The 17,061-nt window shown below is 36.8% G+C and carries 14 protein-coding genes; 4 read left to right on the forward strand and 10 right to left on the reverse strand.

Going from position 1 to position 17,061, the window contains the following annotated elements; translation table 11 throughout:
- Positions 1–25: 25 nt before the first annotated feature.
- Together treF and BM179_RS04390 are read right to left on the reverse strand one after the other, a co-directional pair.
- Complete coding sequence (gene treF / locus BM179_RS04385; RefSeq protein ID WP_092012785.1) at positions 26–1,546, reverse strand: alpha,alpha-trehalase TreF; 1,521 nt, start codon at positions 1,544–1,546, stop codon at positions 26–28.
- A gap of 206 nt (positions 1,547–1,752) precedes the next feature.
- On the reverse strand, positions 1,753–3,018 hold the full coding sequence (locus BM179_RS04390) for an MFS transporter (RefSeq protein ID WP_092012788.1): 1,266 nt from the start codon (positions 3,016–3,018) through the stop codon (positions 1,753–1,755).
- Between the two features lie 456 nt (positions 3,019–3,474).
- Here BM179_RS04390 and BM179_RS04395 point away from each other — a divergent pair, with 456 nt between their 5' ends.
- Entirely contained in the window at positions 3,475–4,350 is an 876-nt protein-coding gene (locus tag BM179_RS04395) for an AraC family transcriptional regulator (RefSeq protein ID WP_092012791.1), read from the forward strand.
- Between the two features lie 36 nt (positions 4,351–4,386).
- Here the strand turns inward: BM179_RS04395 and BM179_RS04400 are convergent, their stop codons facing one another.
- Complete coding sequence (locus BM179_RS04400; RefSeq protein ID WP_092012795.1) at positions 4,387–5,700, reverse strand: UDP-N-acetylmuramoyl-tripeptide--D-alanyl-D-alanine ligase; 1,314 nt, start codon at positions 5,698–5,700, stop codon at positions 4,387–4,389.
- 159 nt (positions 5,701–5,859) lie between these two features.
- On the opposite strand from BM179_RS04400, the gene BM179_RS04405 reads away from it, so the two are divergent.
- Complete coding sequence (locus BM179_RS04405) at positions 5,860–8,109, forward strand: T9SS type A sorting domain-containing protein (RefSeq protein WP_092012798.1); 2,250 nt, start codon at positions 5,860–5,862, stop codon at positions 8,107–8,109.
- A gap of 33 nt (positions 8,110–8,142) precedes the next feature.
- Here BM179_RS04405 and BM179_RS04410 read toward each other — a convergent pair whose 3' ends face one another.
- Together BM179_RS04410 and BM179_RS04415 are read right to left on the reverse strand one after the other, a co-directional pair.
- Positions 8,143–8,841 carry a DUF1349 domain-containing protein gene (locus BM179_RS04410; protein WP_092012801.1) on the reverse strand — a complete coding sequence of 233 codons (699 nt, stop codon included), beginning with the start codon at positions 8,839–8,841 and terminating at the stop codon, positions 8,143–8,145.
- A gap of 76 nt (positions 8,842–8,917) precedes the next feature.
- The gene (locus BM179_RS04415; RefSeq protein WP_092012804.1) at positions 8,918–10,006 is read right to left on the reverse strand and encodes a glycoside hydrolase family 130 protein; all 1,089 of its coding nucleotides are present in this window, start codon (positions 10,004–10,006) and stop codon (positions 8,918–8,920) included.
- Here BM179_RS04415 and BM179_RS04420 point away from each other — a divergent pair.
- Entirely contained in the window at positions 9,993–10,214 is a 222-nt protein-coding gene (locus BM179_RS04420; RefSeq protein ID WP_092012807.1) for a hypothetical protein, read from the forward strand. The two genes, BM179_RS04415 and BM179_RS04420, sit on opposite strands and share 14 nt — an antisense overlap.
- On the opposite strand, the gene BM179_RS04425 is transcribed toward BM179_RS04420, so the two are convergent.
- The 3 genes from BM179_RS04425 to BM179_RS04435 form a co-directional block, all read right to left on the reverse strand.
- Positions 10,191–10,781 carry a GNAT family N-acetyltransferase gene (locus BM179_RS04425; RefSeq protein WP_218159160.1) on the reverse strand — a complete coding sequence of 197 codons (591 nt, stop codon included), beginning with the start codon at positions 10,779–10,781 and terminating at the stop codon, positions 10,191–10,193. The two genes, BM179_RS04420 and BM179_RS04425, sit on opposite strands and share 24 nt — an antisense overlap.
- Positions 10,782–10,828: 47 nt before the next feature.
- Positions 10,829–11,188, reverse strand: a complete 360-nt coding sequence (locus BM179_RS04430) for a DUF7674 family protein (RefSeq protein ID WP_092012813.1) — start codon at positions 11,186–11,188, stop codon at positions 10,829–10,831.
- A 218-nt stretch (positions 11,189–11,406) separates the two neighbouring features.
- Positions 11,407–13,320 (reverse strand): AAA domain-containing protein, encoded by a 1,914-nt coding sequence (locus tag BM179_RS04435; protein ID WP_092012816.1) that lies wholly within the window; start codon positions 13,318–13,320, stop codon positions 11,407–11,409.
- 253 nt (positions 13,321–13,573) lie between these two features.
- On the opposite strand from BM179_RS04435, the gene BM179_RS04440 reads away from it, so the two are divergent.
- On the forward strand, positions 13,574–13,987 hold the full coding sequence (locus BM179_RS04440; RefSeq protein ID WP_092012819.1) for a hypothetical protein: 414 nt from the start codon (positions 13,574–13,576) through the stop codon (positions 13,985–13,987).
- A 52-nt stretch (positions 13,988–14,039) separates the two neighbouring features.
- Here BM179_RS04440 and BM179_RS04445 read toward each other — a convergent pair whose 3' ends face one another.
- Both BM179_RS04445 and BM179_RS04450 read right to left on the reverse strand, forming a co-directional pair.
- On the reverse strand, positions 14,040–15,197 hold the full coding sequence (locus tag BM179_RS04445; RefSeq protein ID WP_092012822.1) for a hypothetical protein: 1,158 nt from the start codon (positions 15,195–15,197) through the stop codon (positions 14,040–14,042).
- Positions 15,184–17,010 carry an AAA family ATPase gene (locus BM179_RS04450; RefSeq protein ID WP_177219300.1) on the reverse strand — a complete coding sequence of 609 codons (1,827 nt, stop codon included), beginning with the start codon at positions 17,008–17,010 and terminating at the stop codon, positions 15,184–15,186. Before BM179_RS04450 ends, BM179_RS04445 begins: the two co-directional genes overlap by 14 nt.
- Between the last annotated feature and the right edge of the window lie 51 nt (positions 17,011–17,061).

Here is a 17,061-nt window from a genome sequence, read left to right on the forward strand (position 1 = left end):
AGGTCTTCCTGATTTCCGGCAATTCTCAGAACTGATTCAGGAATTTAAGCAATACCCCGTTTGTCCAGCCAAAGCCATCCTGATTAGGATATTCCCCGCCTCCGGCTTCCGTCCCCTTTTCAACAATGTTGTACTTTTCGGTCAGTTTTCCGGTTTTTTTGTAAAAATTGATATTTGCCTCTACCCAGTTTTTTCGGATATTTTCAGCTAATTCATCAAGTCCGTAGCTTTTTAATCCTGCATAGGCCACCCAATGCAAGGGCGCCCATCCGTTGGGAGCATCCCATTGCTGCCCTGAATAATTCAAAGTTGTTAAAAGCCCGCCTTTCTGTAAGAATTGATTTTTCAGTATTTCAGCCACATCAGAAGCCTGTTCCGGCCGGGCAATCTGAAAAAATAATGGGAAAGCAGCCGCAAGGGAATAAACAGCACATTGTTCATTTATGCTGAAATCATAGTCAAAGTAAAACCCTTTTTCCTGATTCCAGCAATATGTCTGAATCGCTTCAGTTCTTTGGTTAATTTTTGTTTCAAATGACTTAACCGCTTTAGAATCATTTAAGAGGCTGTAGCCTTTCTGCAAAGCCCTTTCCAGATTAAGCAGGAGACAATTCAGATCGACAGGGATAATATCTGTAGTATGTATGGTTTTCATGTGCCGGCCATCCTTAAACCATCTGCTGCTAAAATCCCAACCTGATTCTGCGGCAGCACGGATATGCCTGTATATCTCAGCGGGAATCTGGTCACTTTCTTCTGCTAACTCAATATCTTCCCGGTAAGACTCTTTTCGTGGAGTATCATTGGCGTCCCAGTACCGGTTTAGAATTGTACCGTTTGGCATTTTAACAACCCTGTTGTTTTCCCGTACCGCCTCATTCAGATTTTCAGCACCATACATCCAGAAATGATATTCTTTCTCCAGAAAGGGTAAATATTGCAGTAAAATCTCATCCCCTTTTTCATCCTGAAGCAGTTGTACCATTAAGGAAAAAAACGGAGGTTGTGATCTGCCCAGAAAATAAGTCCGATTCCCGTTTGGAATATATCCTAAGGTATTGATGAGGTAAGAAAAATTATCAAGAATGCTCTCAATCAGGTCGAATCGGTTACTTACCTGTAAACCCAGCATCGAAAAATAGCTGTCCCAGTAATAGATCTCCTGAAATCTTCCACCCGGAACGATATACGAATGTGGTAACGGAATCAGAGAACCTGCATCTTTCCCTTTCACCTGATCGGGCTGCCTAGTCAGGATTTCCCATAAATCATCAATATGATTGGCGACCGGCTTACTGAGATCGCTCTTATATTCTACAGATTTATTACGGGGTAAGTGAAAATTAGAGGAGACAAATTCTTTCAGATTAAAGTTTGAAGAGGTTTTTTCTTTCAGATATTTTTCCAGAATTTCTTCATTCTTAAACTTTGGAGTACAGTCATTGAATGTTTTCGAATCCGGAAAAACGTCATTTAATTGAACGTTTTCAAAAAGCTCTCCATAATCAAAGGACGTATCCTGATTGTTTTGGGGATAAGTATTCATATGTTATCAAAAATGGTTAATGGTTGAATCGAAGTGTAATTCAGTCCGGCAATGAGGATTTCAGGTCTTACAAACGCATCTTGGATAAGGTTTTGTCTGAACAACAGATAATAAACACCTTATTTTAACGTGAGCATATTTATCTGTCTGTTAAAGATTTGATATTGAATATCCTGAATAGGCAAAGTTCTGATTTTCTGGCTCTTTTAATGTCCGCCGCCTGCGCTGAGTTTAACGCTTAAATGATTTTTCCCCTGAAGTTTTTTGAAATAAATCAGGCAGAAAACAAGCAAAGTCATAGGAACCAGCGAGAAGTAAAAAGCTGTTTGTCCACCGAAAGTCTGAAAGATATTTCCGGTAATAATTGAACCGGTTGTACCTCCCAATGCTGAGAAAATGATGATCAATCCTGACATCATTCCGTGCTGGTTTTTAGGTAAAGTGCTCAGAATGATTGAATTAATAGCTGGGTAGATTGGTGCAATAAGCAAACCGATTAATGGGAATATGAATGCGACCAACGGAGCGTCTGTCCACCCGGTAATCGCTGCACCCTCTACATTTTGTGCCAATGGTAGTGCTAATAATACTAAGCTTCCGGCCCCGAGCAGGCAGGTAATGAGTACAAGAATCCAGGATACTTTTTGCAGGACTATCCCTGCAATGAAACGGCCTGCAGCAGTTGATGCGGCCAGGATGCTGGCCATCTGGATACTAAGTGTATTTGGTAAATGCAGGACTTTATTGTTGAATGTCGGCAGCCAGCTGAAGATACTTTGCTCAATCAATACATAGATGAAAGCACTTGCTAAAAAAACCAGTACGATAGGAATGTACAATAATTGAAACATTTTGAAAAAACCGACATAATTACTGTCGATCTCAACGGCGCTTTGTCCTTTTTCTTTGTCAATTGTAGTAGAATAAAGAAGTAAGAATGCCAGAACGGCCAGGCCTGACAAAACATAATACACATTAGTCCATCCGCTGGATTTTACGTTTGTGTCGTCAATGAAAAAACTGAATATAAAGTAGCCTGTCAGAATACCGATCATGAAAAAAGATTCGATAAAGTTCATCAGACTGATGTGTTCATTTTCATCTTTGGTAATGATTCCGATGGTAGCATATACCGATACTTTTATCAGGGCAAAACTGGCACCGGTTACAGCAAAAAGAACTTTTGTCATCCAGAAGCTATTTAATGAAGGCATAGCCAGACAGGCGATTGCTACGGCTGCCAGTGCGATCAGCATAGCATTTTTGTAGCCTATTTTATTCAGATAGGAAGCAACGATAAATGAAGTGACAGCAATACTCAGATCTTTAAAAGCTTCGAGGATGGCAGCGGAGGACTGGTTAATGCCATAGGTTGACTGGACCTGAAGGATTACTGTTCCTACGCTGTTTAACAAAATAGCAAACAGAAAGTAGTTGATGAAAATAGAAACCTTGATTTTCCACTGATTCATGATTTTGCTTGTCGGTTTGTTGTATTTAAAGTTCTAAAAAATCAATATTTTATCCAAAAAAATGCCGTATACTGAATAAAAAAGCGGACGATAAGCCCGCTTTATGTATAAATCTTCCAAAACAATATTCTCTCTTTATGAATATTAATTTACGCTTAAATGTTTAAAAATGGTTAATGGGTGATTGTGTTACAAATTTCGTCGGATAAGGGCTAAAAAACTACTCTTATATTATTATGTTTTAGTACTGTGTTAAGATATTTGTACTAATTATTATATAAAGAATCGTAATATCGTTCTATCTTTGGGTTAATATAGAATTTTTATAATATTATCTATGTAATTTCGAAGATGCTCAAATGCTAAATCTGAAGCAGGGGTCAGCGCGTAAAAGAAGTAATAATTTACCGAATTTAACATTTTTTTCGTAAAGAAAAAAGTGATACACGATTAATTATGAGAACAGAATTTGAGCGGATAATTCCTGATGAAGGAAGCTCTTTCAGACTATTGCATGAAAATCTCTCAGTTCAGGAATTTACCTGGGACTATCATTATCATCCGGAATATGAAATAGTCTGTGTTTTAGGAGCAACAGGAAGGCGCCATGTCGGGAATCATCTTAGCTATTATGAAAGCGGAGACCTGGTTCTGATCGGACCTAATTTACCCCATGCAGGTTTTGGTTACGGGGCCGTAGGACATTATGAGCAGGTTGTTCTTCAGTTTCTGGATAATTTTTTGGGAGATTCTTTTTTCAACAGCCCTGAAGTTTCAGGAGTAAGAGAGATGTTTGAACGCTCAAAGCAGGGACTGGCTTTTCATGGAGAAACAAAAAGAATTGTAAGTGAACGCCTGAAGAAACTCAGTCAGTTTTCCCACTTTGAGAAATTAATCGAACTTCTGGAGCTTTTTCATATCCTTGCTGGATCAGAGGAATATACTTTACTGAATGATACGGAAAAAAGATATGATTTTAACCAGAAAGATCAGCTAAGGCTTAGTAAAGTTTACCAGTTTGTAGAACAAAATTATCAGAAAGCTATTGAAATACAGGATGTGGCAAGTGTAGCAAGTCTGACGGTTCCCGCTTTTTGTAATTACTTCAAAAAAGTTACAAACCAGACTTTTACGGATTTTGTGAATGAATACAGAATTAACAAGGCAACCAATATGTTAACCCAGGGCGAGACGGTCGCTGATGCCTGCTTTAAATCCGGTTTTAACAATGTATCTTATTTTGGAAGGGTTTTTAGAAATATGAAAGGAAGAAGCCCTTCAGAATTTGGGAAAATGATTGGGAAAAGACAGGATTTGAGAAATAAGATTTGAGATGAATCTTTCATCTCAAATCTTAACTTTTCCCTTCTAAAACTTCCCATCCAGAAAAGGCAGTACACTTTCCAATCCCATTCCGCGGGAGCCTTTTACCAGAATATGTGTATTTTTTATTTCATGGTCCTGCAGCCAGACGTGCAGCCCGAATTTATCCGGGAAATAGTTTACTTTCATAAGCGGGAGAGGCTTTACAGCAGCTTGCATGAGCGTTCCGGCTAAAAGAATATAATCAAAATTACAGGTCGACAGTAGTTTACCGATTGCTTCATGCTCCTGAGGGGAGTCCGGACCTAACTCAAACATATCCCCCAAAATCACCATTTTCTTGTCTGCTTTCAGGTTGTTGAAGTTAGTAATGGCTGCTGACATTGAAGATGGATTGGCATTGTAAGCATCCATCAGAACAAGATTTGAGCCTTTTTGTACAAACTGAGAACGGTTATTATCAGGATTATACTCCGAAATCCCCTTATTAGCTTTTTCTGCCGAAACACCAAAATACTTCCCGATAGCCAGGGCATTTACGATATTTTCAAAATTATAACTCCCTGTCAGATGCGAATGTACCTGCTCGCCATTTTCTGCCTCATATATCACAAAAGGGATTTCTTCCAGCAATTTTGCAGAGAGAAAAGAACCTTTTTGCCCATATTCAATTTTTTCCTGAAAAGACCTGGCATTCACCATATCCATCAGAATTTCATTCAGCTGATTGACAAAAACAGTTCCTCCGCTGGCTGATAGGAAATCCAGTAATTCTCCTTTGCCTTTTTTGACCCCTTCCATTCCTCCGAAGCCTTCCAGATGGGCTTTCCCGATGTTTGTAATGAAACCATGAGTAGGTTCGCAGATCTCAACCAATTCCTGAATATCTCCCTGTTTGTTGGCTCCCATCTCAATAATGGCAATTTCAACAGAAGAATCAATAGCCAGTACAGTAAGCGGAACACCGATATGGTTATTCAGATTGCCTTTTGTGGCATAAGTTCTGAATTTTTGAGACAGAACACTGTTTGTAAGTTCCTTTGAAGTGGTTTTTCCATTCGATCCGGTAAGTCCTACAAAAGGTATTTTCAAGGTTTTGCGATGAAAATTGGCCAATTGCTGCAAGGCTTTCAGTCCATCCTCAACTAAAAGAATATTTTCATCCGTAACATATTGCTCCTCATCCACTACTGCAAAGGCAGCACCTTTTTCCAACGCCTGCCGGGCAAAGTTATTGGCATTGAAATTTGGCCCTTTCAATGCAAAAAACATCACATCTTTTTCTATTTTTCGGGTATCAGTTGAAACACCTGAGCAGGTTAAATATTTTTGATATAAGTCAGAAATGGATATTATCATTGTAATTTTATCGTTATTTATTGAGTAATAAACGAGGAATGACACTTTGACGACAGGAAAAGGATGAAGATTCAGAAATCTGAAAGACTATCTAAATCTTATTCTCTTTGCTTATGCGTATCGCTTCCGGCAAAATTACTTTAACAAAATTATATTCAGATGAAAAAAGTTATATTCTCCCTTTTTTTTGTTCTCCCTTTTGCCGCAATCGCTCAGGATTTCTCATTTCTTCCGGATACAACCACTAAAGTAATTGTTGATAACCGTCTGCTAAGCAATGCCTGGGCAGGCGGATTGAATGCTCCGCAGTTTTCTACCTGCAAACTAAATAATGACGGATTTGAAGACCTTGTCATTTTTGACAGAACTAATAACAAGTTATCCACATTTCTGGCCGTGCAGGATTCAAACGGTAAGTTTTCCTGGAAATATGCACCTGAATATGAATCTCAATTTCCGGATATTCAGTTTTGGATTTTGTTGGTGGACTACGATCAGGATGGAAAGAAAGATATTTTTACCTATGCTCCCGCCGGTATTCAGGTTTTCAGAAATGTGTCGGACGGAGGGAAATTACTTTGGCAACAGGTTGAAAACCCTTTACATACAATCGGACATTCCGGCCCGGATCCGATTAATCTTTACGTAGCTGCTTCCGATGTCCCGGCAATAGTGGATGTAGATAACGATGGAGATGTAGATATCCTGGCTTTTGATACCAGTGGTAATTTCATAGAATTTCATCAGAATTTCAGCCAGGAACAATATAAGGATAATAAACATTTTGCTTTTAAAAAGATTGGTAACTGCTGGGGTAATTTTGTCAAGGAACACTGTAAAGACTTTGTGTTTGATGTTGATTGTCAGAGCACTGTGGCTGGCATAACTCCTCCCGCAACCAATCCTTCTCCGGATAAAGTTTTGCACTCAGGTAATTCTATTCTGATTTTTGATATGAATGGAGATAATAAAAAAGACATGCTTTTTGGTCATGTTTCCTGTACCAATATTGCGCAGCTCCATAACGAAGGATCTGAAAAACAGGCGATATTTAAAACAGCGCAATATGTTTACCCATTGAGTAATCCGATTGATTTTAACATTTTTCCGGCGGTTTATAATGAGGATTTCGATTTTGACGGAATAAAAGATATCATTGCGGCCCCGAATGGTTATGATAACGCTCAATACACGGTTGATTACCAGAAATCTGTGAGATTTTATAAGAATTTCGGTACAAACGACAATGTTCAGCTAGTCTTTCAGACCTCTGATTTTCTTCAGAATACGATGATTGATGTGGGGGAAAATGCTTCTCCGGTTTTTGCGGACATAGACGGCGACGGTGACCAGGATTTACTGGTAGGAATAGGAGGGATTCGTACCGATGATCTTGGTGTAAGAGGAAGTATCTATTTGTTTGAAAATACAGGAACAGCTACGAGTCCGGCTTTTCAGCTTAAAACCCGGGACTATCTCAATTTATCACAGAGTTTACAGCTTTTTGACATCAAACCTTTTGTAACAGATATGAATGGTGACGGAATCCCTGATTTCGGATTTGCCGGAACTTCTTTTAAAGGAATGGAACTCCGGTATATTGTCAATAAAGGAGAGAAAAATAAAGCATTCAGTCTGAACCTCGCAGAAGCAGTTGTTGTTAACGGTGTTTCTGATATTCAGCCGGGAGACAGCCCGTTGTTTGTTGATGTGGATCGTGATGGTAAAAAAGACCTGTTACTGGGAAAAGCCAGAGGGACAATTCAATATTATAAAAACAAGGGTACCAGCCAAAGTCCGGTTTACAACAAGGAGATTGAGGAATTCGGCGGATTGAAATTTGACTATGTAACCGGGAATGTATCACTGGCCGCTTTGGATTTGAACGGAGACGGTAAACCTGAATTAATAGCTGCTAACAGAGAAGGGCATATGAAGGTATATAAATCATTTCAGGATCAGGATTTTACCTTGTTTAAGGCTGATACAAACCTCATTTCAAACTCACTTACTCAGAAAGCCGAATATATGAAACTGGGAGGAATGCTATCGGTAAGCGGAGCGGATTTAAACGGGGATTTATTACCCGAAATTGTTTTGGGAACTAACTCAGGGGGATTAAGATTTCTGAAAAATACTTCTAAATTAATCGTTACAGGGGTAGAAGAAGAAATAGATCCGATTTCGGTGTTTCCTAATCCGGCCAATAAAAACCTGACTGTTAAAGTACCTTTCAAAGCAGAAATAGAGTTGGTCAATTTGCAGGGGAAATCAATGATATCAAAGAAACCGGTTGCTGCCAATCAGGAAAATTTATTGGATTTGTCCATGCTTACAGAAGGAGTTTATCTGTTGAAAATTGACAATGGAACACAAATAAGAAGCAAAAAAATTGTGGTAAAAAAATAAAGCAGAGACCTTAGTCCCTGCTTTGTCTGAAAATTAATTTCCGGTCCAGAAATCCTTGAAAGCTTTCGGAACATATTTAATGTCGTCAAACACCGTAGTACATTGTGCACCGATGGGCGATTGAGCGCAGAATCCAATTTTAAAATCTCCCGAACCCGGAAGGGCAAAAAGCCTTAACATTTTCCAGTTTTTCCCATCTGCTGAGTAGTAAAAGCCAAATAATTTTCCGGATTTTCCAATTCTGAAGAAAACCTTTTTCGTATTTACCTCGAAGTGATTGTTATCATCTGTGACGATATTGGTGAGACCTGAGCAAACCTGGAATTTCCCGAAATGATTTTTTTCGAATAATAATTTTCCGTAATACTTATTATTGCGATAGATCATCAGACTTCCTCCGTCGTATTCATTCCTGAAATCTACATTTACTGAAGCGGTAAAGACAAAATTGTCAGCAGGTTTGAATAAAAGCAAAGGAGCAGTAGCAATATTGAAATCACCTGCCGCAGAATGGTAAATGTCAGTGCCTTTCTGAGCGGTAATAGTGATGGCATTGTCTTTGGTAACCTTGAAACTTTTAGGGGCATTGATCCAGGATAAAGCATTTGGAATCGCTTTTATTTTAACGGAATCTGCTTTTTCCTTAATGGTAACTGATTTTGAATTATTTCCTGAAACACTCAGAAAGCTTAGGCTTAAAAGAAAGAGAGCAGAAAAAAAGAATTGTTTCATAGTGTGATTTTTTAATTGAGGATGTTTGAATTTTAGGAAAATAATTGATTTTTAATCAGGTAATATCAGTATATATTTAATTTTTGATGGCAACGCCAACCATGCTGTCAGCAGTTCCATAATACAGGAACCATTTGTTTTTGAAATAGACCAATCCTTCAATAAAAGTTGTTCCGGCAGTATATTGGCCTTTTATTTCATGTGAAAGTGTAGGCTTAATGAAATAGTCCTCTGCCCTTGCCAGTACGTGAGTCGGGTCATTCAGATCGAAAAGTACCTGACCTCCGGAATAGGTATCCGCAGGAAGATTTTTATCTGTTTTAGCGCCTTTGGCATTTTTGCCATTGTATAACAAAACGATTCCTTTTTCAGTCACTAAAGCAGGAGGGCCGGGTTCAGTGAGATCGCTGTCATATTTTCCGTTTCTCGGAGCAATAATCGGTTTAAGATTATGGTCTTTATCAGTAAGCGGAGTCCAGTTTATCAGGTCATCAGAAGTCGCAAGGTAAACAGGATTTTCTCCCCAGTACATCCAGTATTTTCCTTTGATTTTAGCGGCAACAATTTTACCATTTTGCATTTTTGTAACAATTGAGCCGGATTTTGACCAGGTATTCAGGAATTTTCCCTGCAAAGCTTTTGCGAAAGCCGGGCCTTGTTTTTTCCAGTGAATCAGGTCTTTGGAAGTGGCAATACTTAAGCGGGCTATTTTTCTGTCCCAGCTTGTATAAGCCAAAACGTAAGAACCGTTTTCTGCTTCCACAATGCGGGGATCTTCGCAGCCACCCGGAGAATCATAGATTGAAAATTTATCTTTTTGAGGAAATAAGACAGGATTTTTCATTTTCTGAAAATGTAAACCATCTTCACTAACCGCCAGGCCTATTCTGGAAGTACGATAGCCAATCCCGACTCCCGGCGTATCTTCAGCCCTGAAAAGCAGATAAACTTTGCCATTTCTGACAATAGCAGCCGGGTTAAATACATCTGCTTTTTGCCATTTTACTTTGAGATTGCTCATCGGGCAGTCAAAGATGTAGGAAGAATCTGCCTTCATAATCGGATTGAATGCAGGTTTGGCAAAGGGAATAAGCTGCCAGTCCTGAACCTGTGCAAAGCTGATCTGACATATTAAAATAAGGCTTATAAAAATGGCTTTTTTCATGTTTTCGGATTTACAGGAATTTCATCCAAATGTACTCCTTTTTCAGGAAAGTGAAAGCGGATTTGTGAGGAGGGTTGGACAGATGAAAACTAAAGAAACGGAACCCGTAAGACTTTCTGGTCTGACAGGTTCCGTCGAGAAACTGATGCGTCGTGGTAGTTATCTGATTGAAAATCAGAAGGGATTATTGCAAGGTTTGACTTTCTGACTGTAAAGATTGACAGGGATGATGATTTTTCCGGTGAGGCGGAACGAACATCATTGCGGTACATAAGCAGTTTTTAAAATCCTTGCCTTGCAGAATTTTGTAATTTATGCAGCTCTTGCAGCCTTCCCAAAATTCCTTTTCCTTCGTAATTTCATTGAAAGTAACCGGGCTGAAACCTAATCTCGAATTCATTTTCATGATGGCAAGTCCTGTTGTAATACTGAATATTTTTGCTTCAGGATATAAGGTTCTGGATAACTCAAAAATTTTATGTTTTATTGCTCTGGCAACCCCTTTTCCTCTGAATTGCGGAGAAACAATCAGGCCTGAATTGGAAACAAATTCGCCATTTGCCCAAACTTCAACATAGGAGAATCCTGCCCAGACTCCGTTGGTTGTAAGAGCAATGACGGCTTTACCTTCTCTGATTTTTTTTAGAATTGAAGCGGGAGAACGTTTCGAAATGCCTGAACCTCTGATGATTGCGGAGGACTCCATTTCATCCGTAATCATTTTTGCAAATTTACCGTCTTCCTCTGTGGCAAGACGGACGATTATATTTTTCACGATGATTATTCTTTAGATAAGCTAAAAAAATCAATAACAGAAGTTGATTAGCAGCCGCTTTGCATCACTTGTTTCAGATAAATCGCATAAAAAGCAGTAGGAATGATTGATTTTATCAGTATTATGTCTGATTTGCTACCCGACATGTAGGAAGAGAAAGTATAGATAAAATTATTCTCAATGACTGATTTAAGAATTAAATCTCCGTTATTATAAAGTTTTTCTGCGAGTTTGAAGCATTTTTTAGAGAGGCTGAAGTTATGTTCTTTTACTGCTTCTTTAGTAAATCCAGCAAAACACTGTACCGATTTATACACATCAAGTGCAGTTTTACTGGTATGTAATTGACTGGTCAACTGCGGGAACTCATCCTGAATGAGACCCGGAACTTCATATTGCGAAATCATAATGTTTGGTATTAACTGGTTCTCAGAGATATTTTAAACTGATAAACCAGTCATGCCAAAACCTATGCCGTTATAATAAAGTATTTTTTAAGTGTCTGATTAGTAATAATTTGTGATATTATTTGTTGTTTTTTAAACCACCGGAACCCTTTCATTTTGACAGGGTATTTTCAAATCGGGGTATTATGTTCCTGAAAAACCGGACTGTTCTGACTTCTCTAAACAAATTCCCAGGCACTTTGGTAACTGTCTGCATTTTCAGCATAAGAGATAAAATCTGCATAAAATGGAAATTGGGCGAGCGTAGCACTATCCCCGATAATGATCAGTTTTTTTCTGGCTCTGGTCATTGCGACATTCATTCTTCGTATGTCTGACAGGAAACCGATTTCGCCATCATTATTACTTCTGGCCATGCTGATGTACACAATATCTCTTTCCTGTCCCTGAAAACTATCAATCGTGTTTACAGAAATACGTGACGCAAAAGGCTGTAATTCAGGAGTATGAGCCAATAGGTCGTTCAGGATATTTACCTGTTGTTTGTATGGAGAAATAATGGCAATATCCGGAAAATTTTCTTTGGCATACTCCAGGCTGATCTGCTCCGCAAGTTGAGTCAGATGTCTGATTAATAATGCTGCTTCTTCCGGATTGGTCGTACTTGTTCCGTTGATTTTTTCGGTAAAACCACAACCTGCAGTATCCAGGAAAACAAGAGGGGCATTGTCCCCCTTAAGTAAATGATTGGCTACAGATTCATGAGCCTTTAATTTATGGCCATAAAATACCTGAGAAGAATAACCCATAATCAGCTTATTCATACGATATTGCTCGTCGAGCAAAGTAACAGCTTCCGGATGCAGGGCTACGCATTTTTCCAGAAGGGTAGTGTTCAGCCCGTTTTTTGCAGCATCGTTCGACTTAATCGTAGGAGGAAGCTGGCAGTGATCTCCTGCCAGTACCACCTTTTCTGCTTTAAGGATCGGAATCCAGCAGGCAGGTTCAAGGGCTTGTCCGGCTTCGTCGATGATGACCGTATGAAATTTAAGATCTCTGATGGTGTAATGATTTGCTCCTACAAGAGTGGCCGTAATAATCTGTGCTTTTCCGACAAGATCGTCAATGATATATTGTTCAGAATTGCCTACTTCTTTCAGAATTTTATGCGCTTCCTCAAAGAGTAATTTTCGCTGATCTCTTTCAGACTTACCAAAGCTCCTTTTGTATTTATGAGCCATGTTTTTATATTCCTGAGCCTGTTTTTTCAGCTTTTTAGTCTCTTTGATCAACGAGTGACCAGCCATTTTATGGTCAAGTGTGAGAGATATCATTTTCTCATTCACTCTGGCCGGATTGCCTATTCTTAAAACATTCAGTCCTTCATTATGCAGTTTTTCACTAAGTAAATCAACAGCGGTATTACTTGGTGCCACTACCAGAACTTGTTTATGATCCTGATTGATTAAAGCCTTGATTGCCTGAACAAGTGTAGTTGTTTTTCCCGTTCCCGGAGGGCCGTGTACGATAGCAAGCTCATTGGCTTTTAAGATATTATCAACGGCGTTAAGCTGTGAGGCATTGAGTTTCGGAATATAAAGCGGGGTGTTTTCCTGCCTGAAAGTTGGCTTTTTTTCTCCTGTTAAAATAGCAGTAAGACGTCTGGAAGGGGCATTTTCTTCCATTTTTTCAGAAATAGAAGTGGCAAGTTTGATAGCACTTTCCATTTCATCATAGCTGTTTTCATCAAAAAGCACGTCAATTCCCAGTTTGCCATCTCTCGACCATTCGGGTAATTCATCAGTACGAAGGGTAAGTCTGAGTTTATTCCCGCTTTGATGCGAAATAGTCCCTTCTACACGATCATTTTGTGCATCATGATTACTGAATAAGACTGCCGGCATGCCAAATCTGAGTTGATGAGGTATATCCTGATTGGTAGTACGTTCTACTTCAACCGTCAGATAATCTCCCCTTCCGATTTCAGTTCCTCTTATGGCAACAGGATACCAGGTAAGTCCGTTGGCTCTTCTGTCAGAAACAGAAGATTGTTCGGTTAATTTACGGTATTGATTGCGATCCTCTTCACGCTCGGTATGCAATAAGCTGAGCAGTTGTTTAAAATAAGCCATTTACAAATTTACGGTTTTGCAGGGAAATACCTTCTGCTCCTGCATTTGGGTTGGCATTAAATGAGGAGAGAAAGTGCTGTCTCAGCAGATATTTCAAGCAAAAGCAAAACGATATTCGGCTCGGGTATTTGTGCAAAAGGTATCAGGTGTGCTACAGAGCATCTGAAAAAGCTAATGAGGTATATTGATACGATAGAATGACAAATAATATCAATATATTGGTTATATTTACACTAAGTTTAAGATTTATAAAATGGAAAAAAGAATTGTTTTGATTTATTGGAAACACAAACAAAGTAATCCCTTTGAGGTGTTTTCCAATCTTAAAAACTTGTGCTTAAGCTATCCTCAATATAATTATAATACACTGAATAATTATTTGAGTAAAAGAAAGACAGCATATGAAAATGATAATGTAAGGATAGAGAGAGTATTGGTTAATACTCAACCTCTTATACCTGCACCTGTGAGTCAACGCAGTATTGTTCCGGTGGTTGTCAGAAAACCATTGAAAGAAATAAATGAAAAGCAGGATGATTTGGAATATTGGTTGGAACAACCCGCTAAGGAAAGATTGAGTGCTGTAACATTTATCATTTCGCAATCCTTGAAAAAAGGACAGCGAATGAATAAATCTATTATGCATAAAAAGCAATTGGGAGTATGATATAATCTGTAGCTGCTTTCTCAGCTAACATTTCATCAAACATGGATATGAATTAAATGCCGGGTCGATTTGCAAAGTAAGGTAATTCTTTTACCACAATATCTCGTGTTAATTTTGCAAGAGGCCTTTTATTGAAATTTTTTGGATCAAGATAATTTCCAAAATAAAATTGATAAAATTCATATTTCTCATCTTTTAAAATAGGAAATGTATTAGAAATGGATTTTCTGTATTCATCACTATATCTTTCACATTTAAATAGTAGTTCATTTACAATATCTTGATGGCAGGCATTATATATTTCTTCTAATTTAAACAGATTAATATTTCCTGTTTTACATGAATTCTTCTCATCTTTTTTTAAACGCTTCTTCCCAAATATCCTTTTATCCTTGCTTCCAATTGTAGATTCGAAATAAATTCTATATTTATTAATTTCTGTAATTTTACTTTTAAAAACTGCTTTATCTTCAAAACCTTCCACATAAGGACTTAAATGAGATTTTGATGTAATCTGTACATTACCTTTGAGGTTTGAGTTACAGTAACTACAACTAGGAATTAAGTTATAAAAACTTAATGCAAGTAACGGGTACTTAGATTGAGGATAGAAATGATCAAGGGCTGGACGAATAATTTTATTCTTCCCCCAAACGGTATTAATTGGAACTCTATTACAATATGGACATGTATTTACGTTTATAGAGGAAGTTAACCAATATGCATACTCGTTAACCTGATTGAAATCAATTGCGTTCTCAATAAATGAACGTATATTCTTATTTTCTTTATCAATTTTTAATTTGCGATAGAAATATCTATGCTTTTTATAAAGTTCATTAGGACTGGTTAAAATTAAATCTTTAAGATTCTTTTCGGAGGAGAGAAACGAACAAATTTTTTTTAATACATCATTATTTTGTCTTACCCATAGATGACAATTGGCTACAGTTACTTTTGTGTAACTTCTAACATTTTTTAATTTATTGTTGGGTAATAAAAAAAAATTTATATAACTATTAAAGGTTTTATAATTTAGTGAGGTGCTATTATTTTTTAATAGGGCATCTAAATCTGTTGTTGGATAATTATCAAATAGAACTTTTAAAGTCAAATGAAGTATTGTTATCCTTAGTAAACACTTCTCTTTTATCTTATCCAAATATTCATTCGCAATTTGTTCGAGATTCGGAGTATCAATTTTTATCATTTTCTTTTCGTAGCCTCTCTAAAAGTTCAATGTCTTTTTTTCGATCTTCAATGAGTTCATCAATTGCATTATTCTCCAATTTTGGGGCAATTAATTCATCTATTTTTTTTCTCAGAAATCTTTCACCAATGATATTAATCCGCTTTCTATATTTTTCATTGTAGGTTTTTTCTGAAATTATATTGTGAACATTTTCAATATCGCTAATTAATTCGTTGATTTTTTTCTTAGCAAACGTCCCCATTAATCCATCGTTTAAAAAGAAAGATTCAGTAAATAATTCATGAATATTGGCACCGAATGTTTCCTTATGATTGATTAAGCTATCTTCTATTACCGTTTTATTTTCACTAGTTTTGTCTAAGAAAATTAAACAATGTGGGGGTAAATCGGAAATAATGAAAGGTGAATGTGAGGTAAGTATGATTTGAACTTTCCTATGCTTAAATTTAATTTGTATAAATTTTGTTAAATAATAAATAAACTGTTTTTGCCATTGAGGATGTAGGGCTAATTCTGCTTCATCGATCAATATGAGAATAGGTTTCTTATCCTCATCCCATTTCAATTCCTGAAGCCTTCCGAAAAAAGATAAAAGAGTGTACTCTCCCGAACTTATTGTAGATTCACCAAAATATTCATGACTGAAATAGAGTTGGAGATAATCACCAATTTTTTTTAAATCAAAATATTTTTGAAGCATTGGGAATAACTCTATATGTACTGCATCTACAAGCTTGATGCTAAGAGCTTGATCGACATATTTAATGATGACATCGTTATCCAAAGATTTATCAAAAAAAATCAGAAAATCTTTTAAGATTTCTAATTGTTCTAAGGCGGTTGTAAAATTGTTGTAAATAATTTTAAACTGCTCAAATAAAGATTCAATAGGATTCCTCTGATTTTTATATGTACCTATGAAGTCATAAATCTTATCAATAACATTAGTAATAGGAATGAAATTTAAAAATTTATGAAAATCTATATGCAAAAGACCAACGCATAAGATATTTATTAAAAAGCCTATGTGGGTTTTCTTTTTTAAATCAGTTTTGTTGAAATAAAATTTTAATACCTTGTTTAAGTGCTCATAATGGGTGTAATTAGATGAACCCATGTTTAGCCTAATATTCATAAACTGGGGGACTTTATCCATAATAAATTCACCTGTCTCATTAGAATCATTTCGGGCCCAATTAAAAAGCTTGACAATACGAAATAGTTCTGTTGCTGCGAAAGAATATACATGTTCATTATAGGTATATTCCTTTTTATCATCATTGGAAAGTGTCTTTACATCATTTGTTAGTAAATAGTTTGTAGAAAGATTTTTAGAATATCCATATTCATTTTTGGTAGGGTCTATGGAATAAAGAGGGGTAGGATCAAAATGGTTAGATATAAATATCAAATAGTATGAAGTTTTATAACTTCTTAAATCTATTTGTGAATCAATTCTTTCAATTTTGCCTTCTATTTCTAAATTTCCTCCATATTTATAATAATAAATAATAGATTCTTTAGAATATATAAAAAAACTATCCTTGTTTAGATCCTCCTCCGCGGTCCCATCAGATAAATAATCGATTATATATCTTAATATGGTTGTTTTTCCGGTTCCATTTTTTCCAATTAATCCAGTAAGATTGGAAATATTATCAGCAAAAAAATCAGCTGTATAATTCGGAGTCTCCTTAAAAGTTAGTGTATTTGTATCCTTTTTATAATTAAAACGATACTTATTGCTAAGGTTTACGCCAATTTGTGAAATGCCTTTATAATTTTCAATCCAAATGTATAGTAACTCCATAAACATCATTTTAATGTGGTGGAAAACATAGAGTTAAAGAAGCGTAGAATT

The sequence above is a fragment of the Pseudarcicella hirudinis genome (assembly GCF_900115665.1).
Classification (GTDB): domain Bacteria; phylum Bacteroidota; class Bacteroidia; order Cytophagales; family Spirosomataceae; genus Pseudarcicella; species Pseudarcicella hirudinis.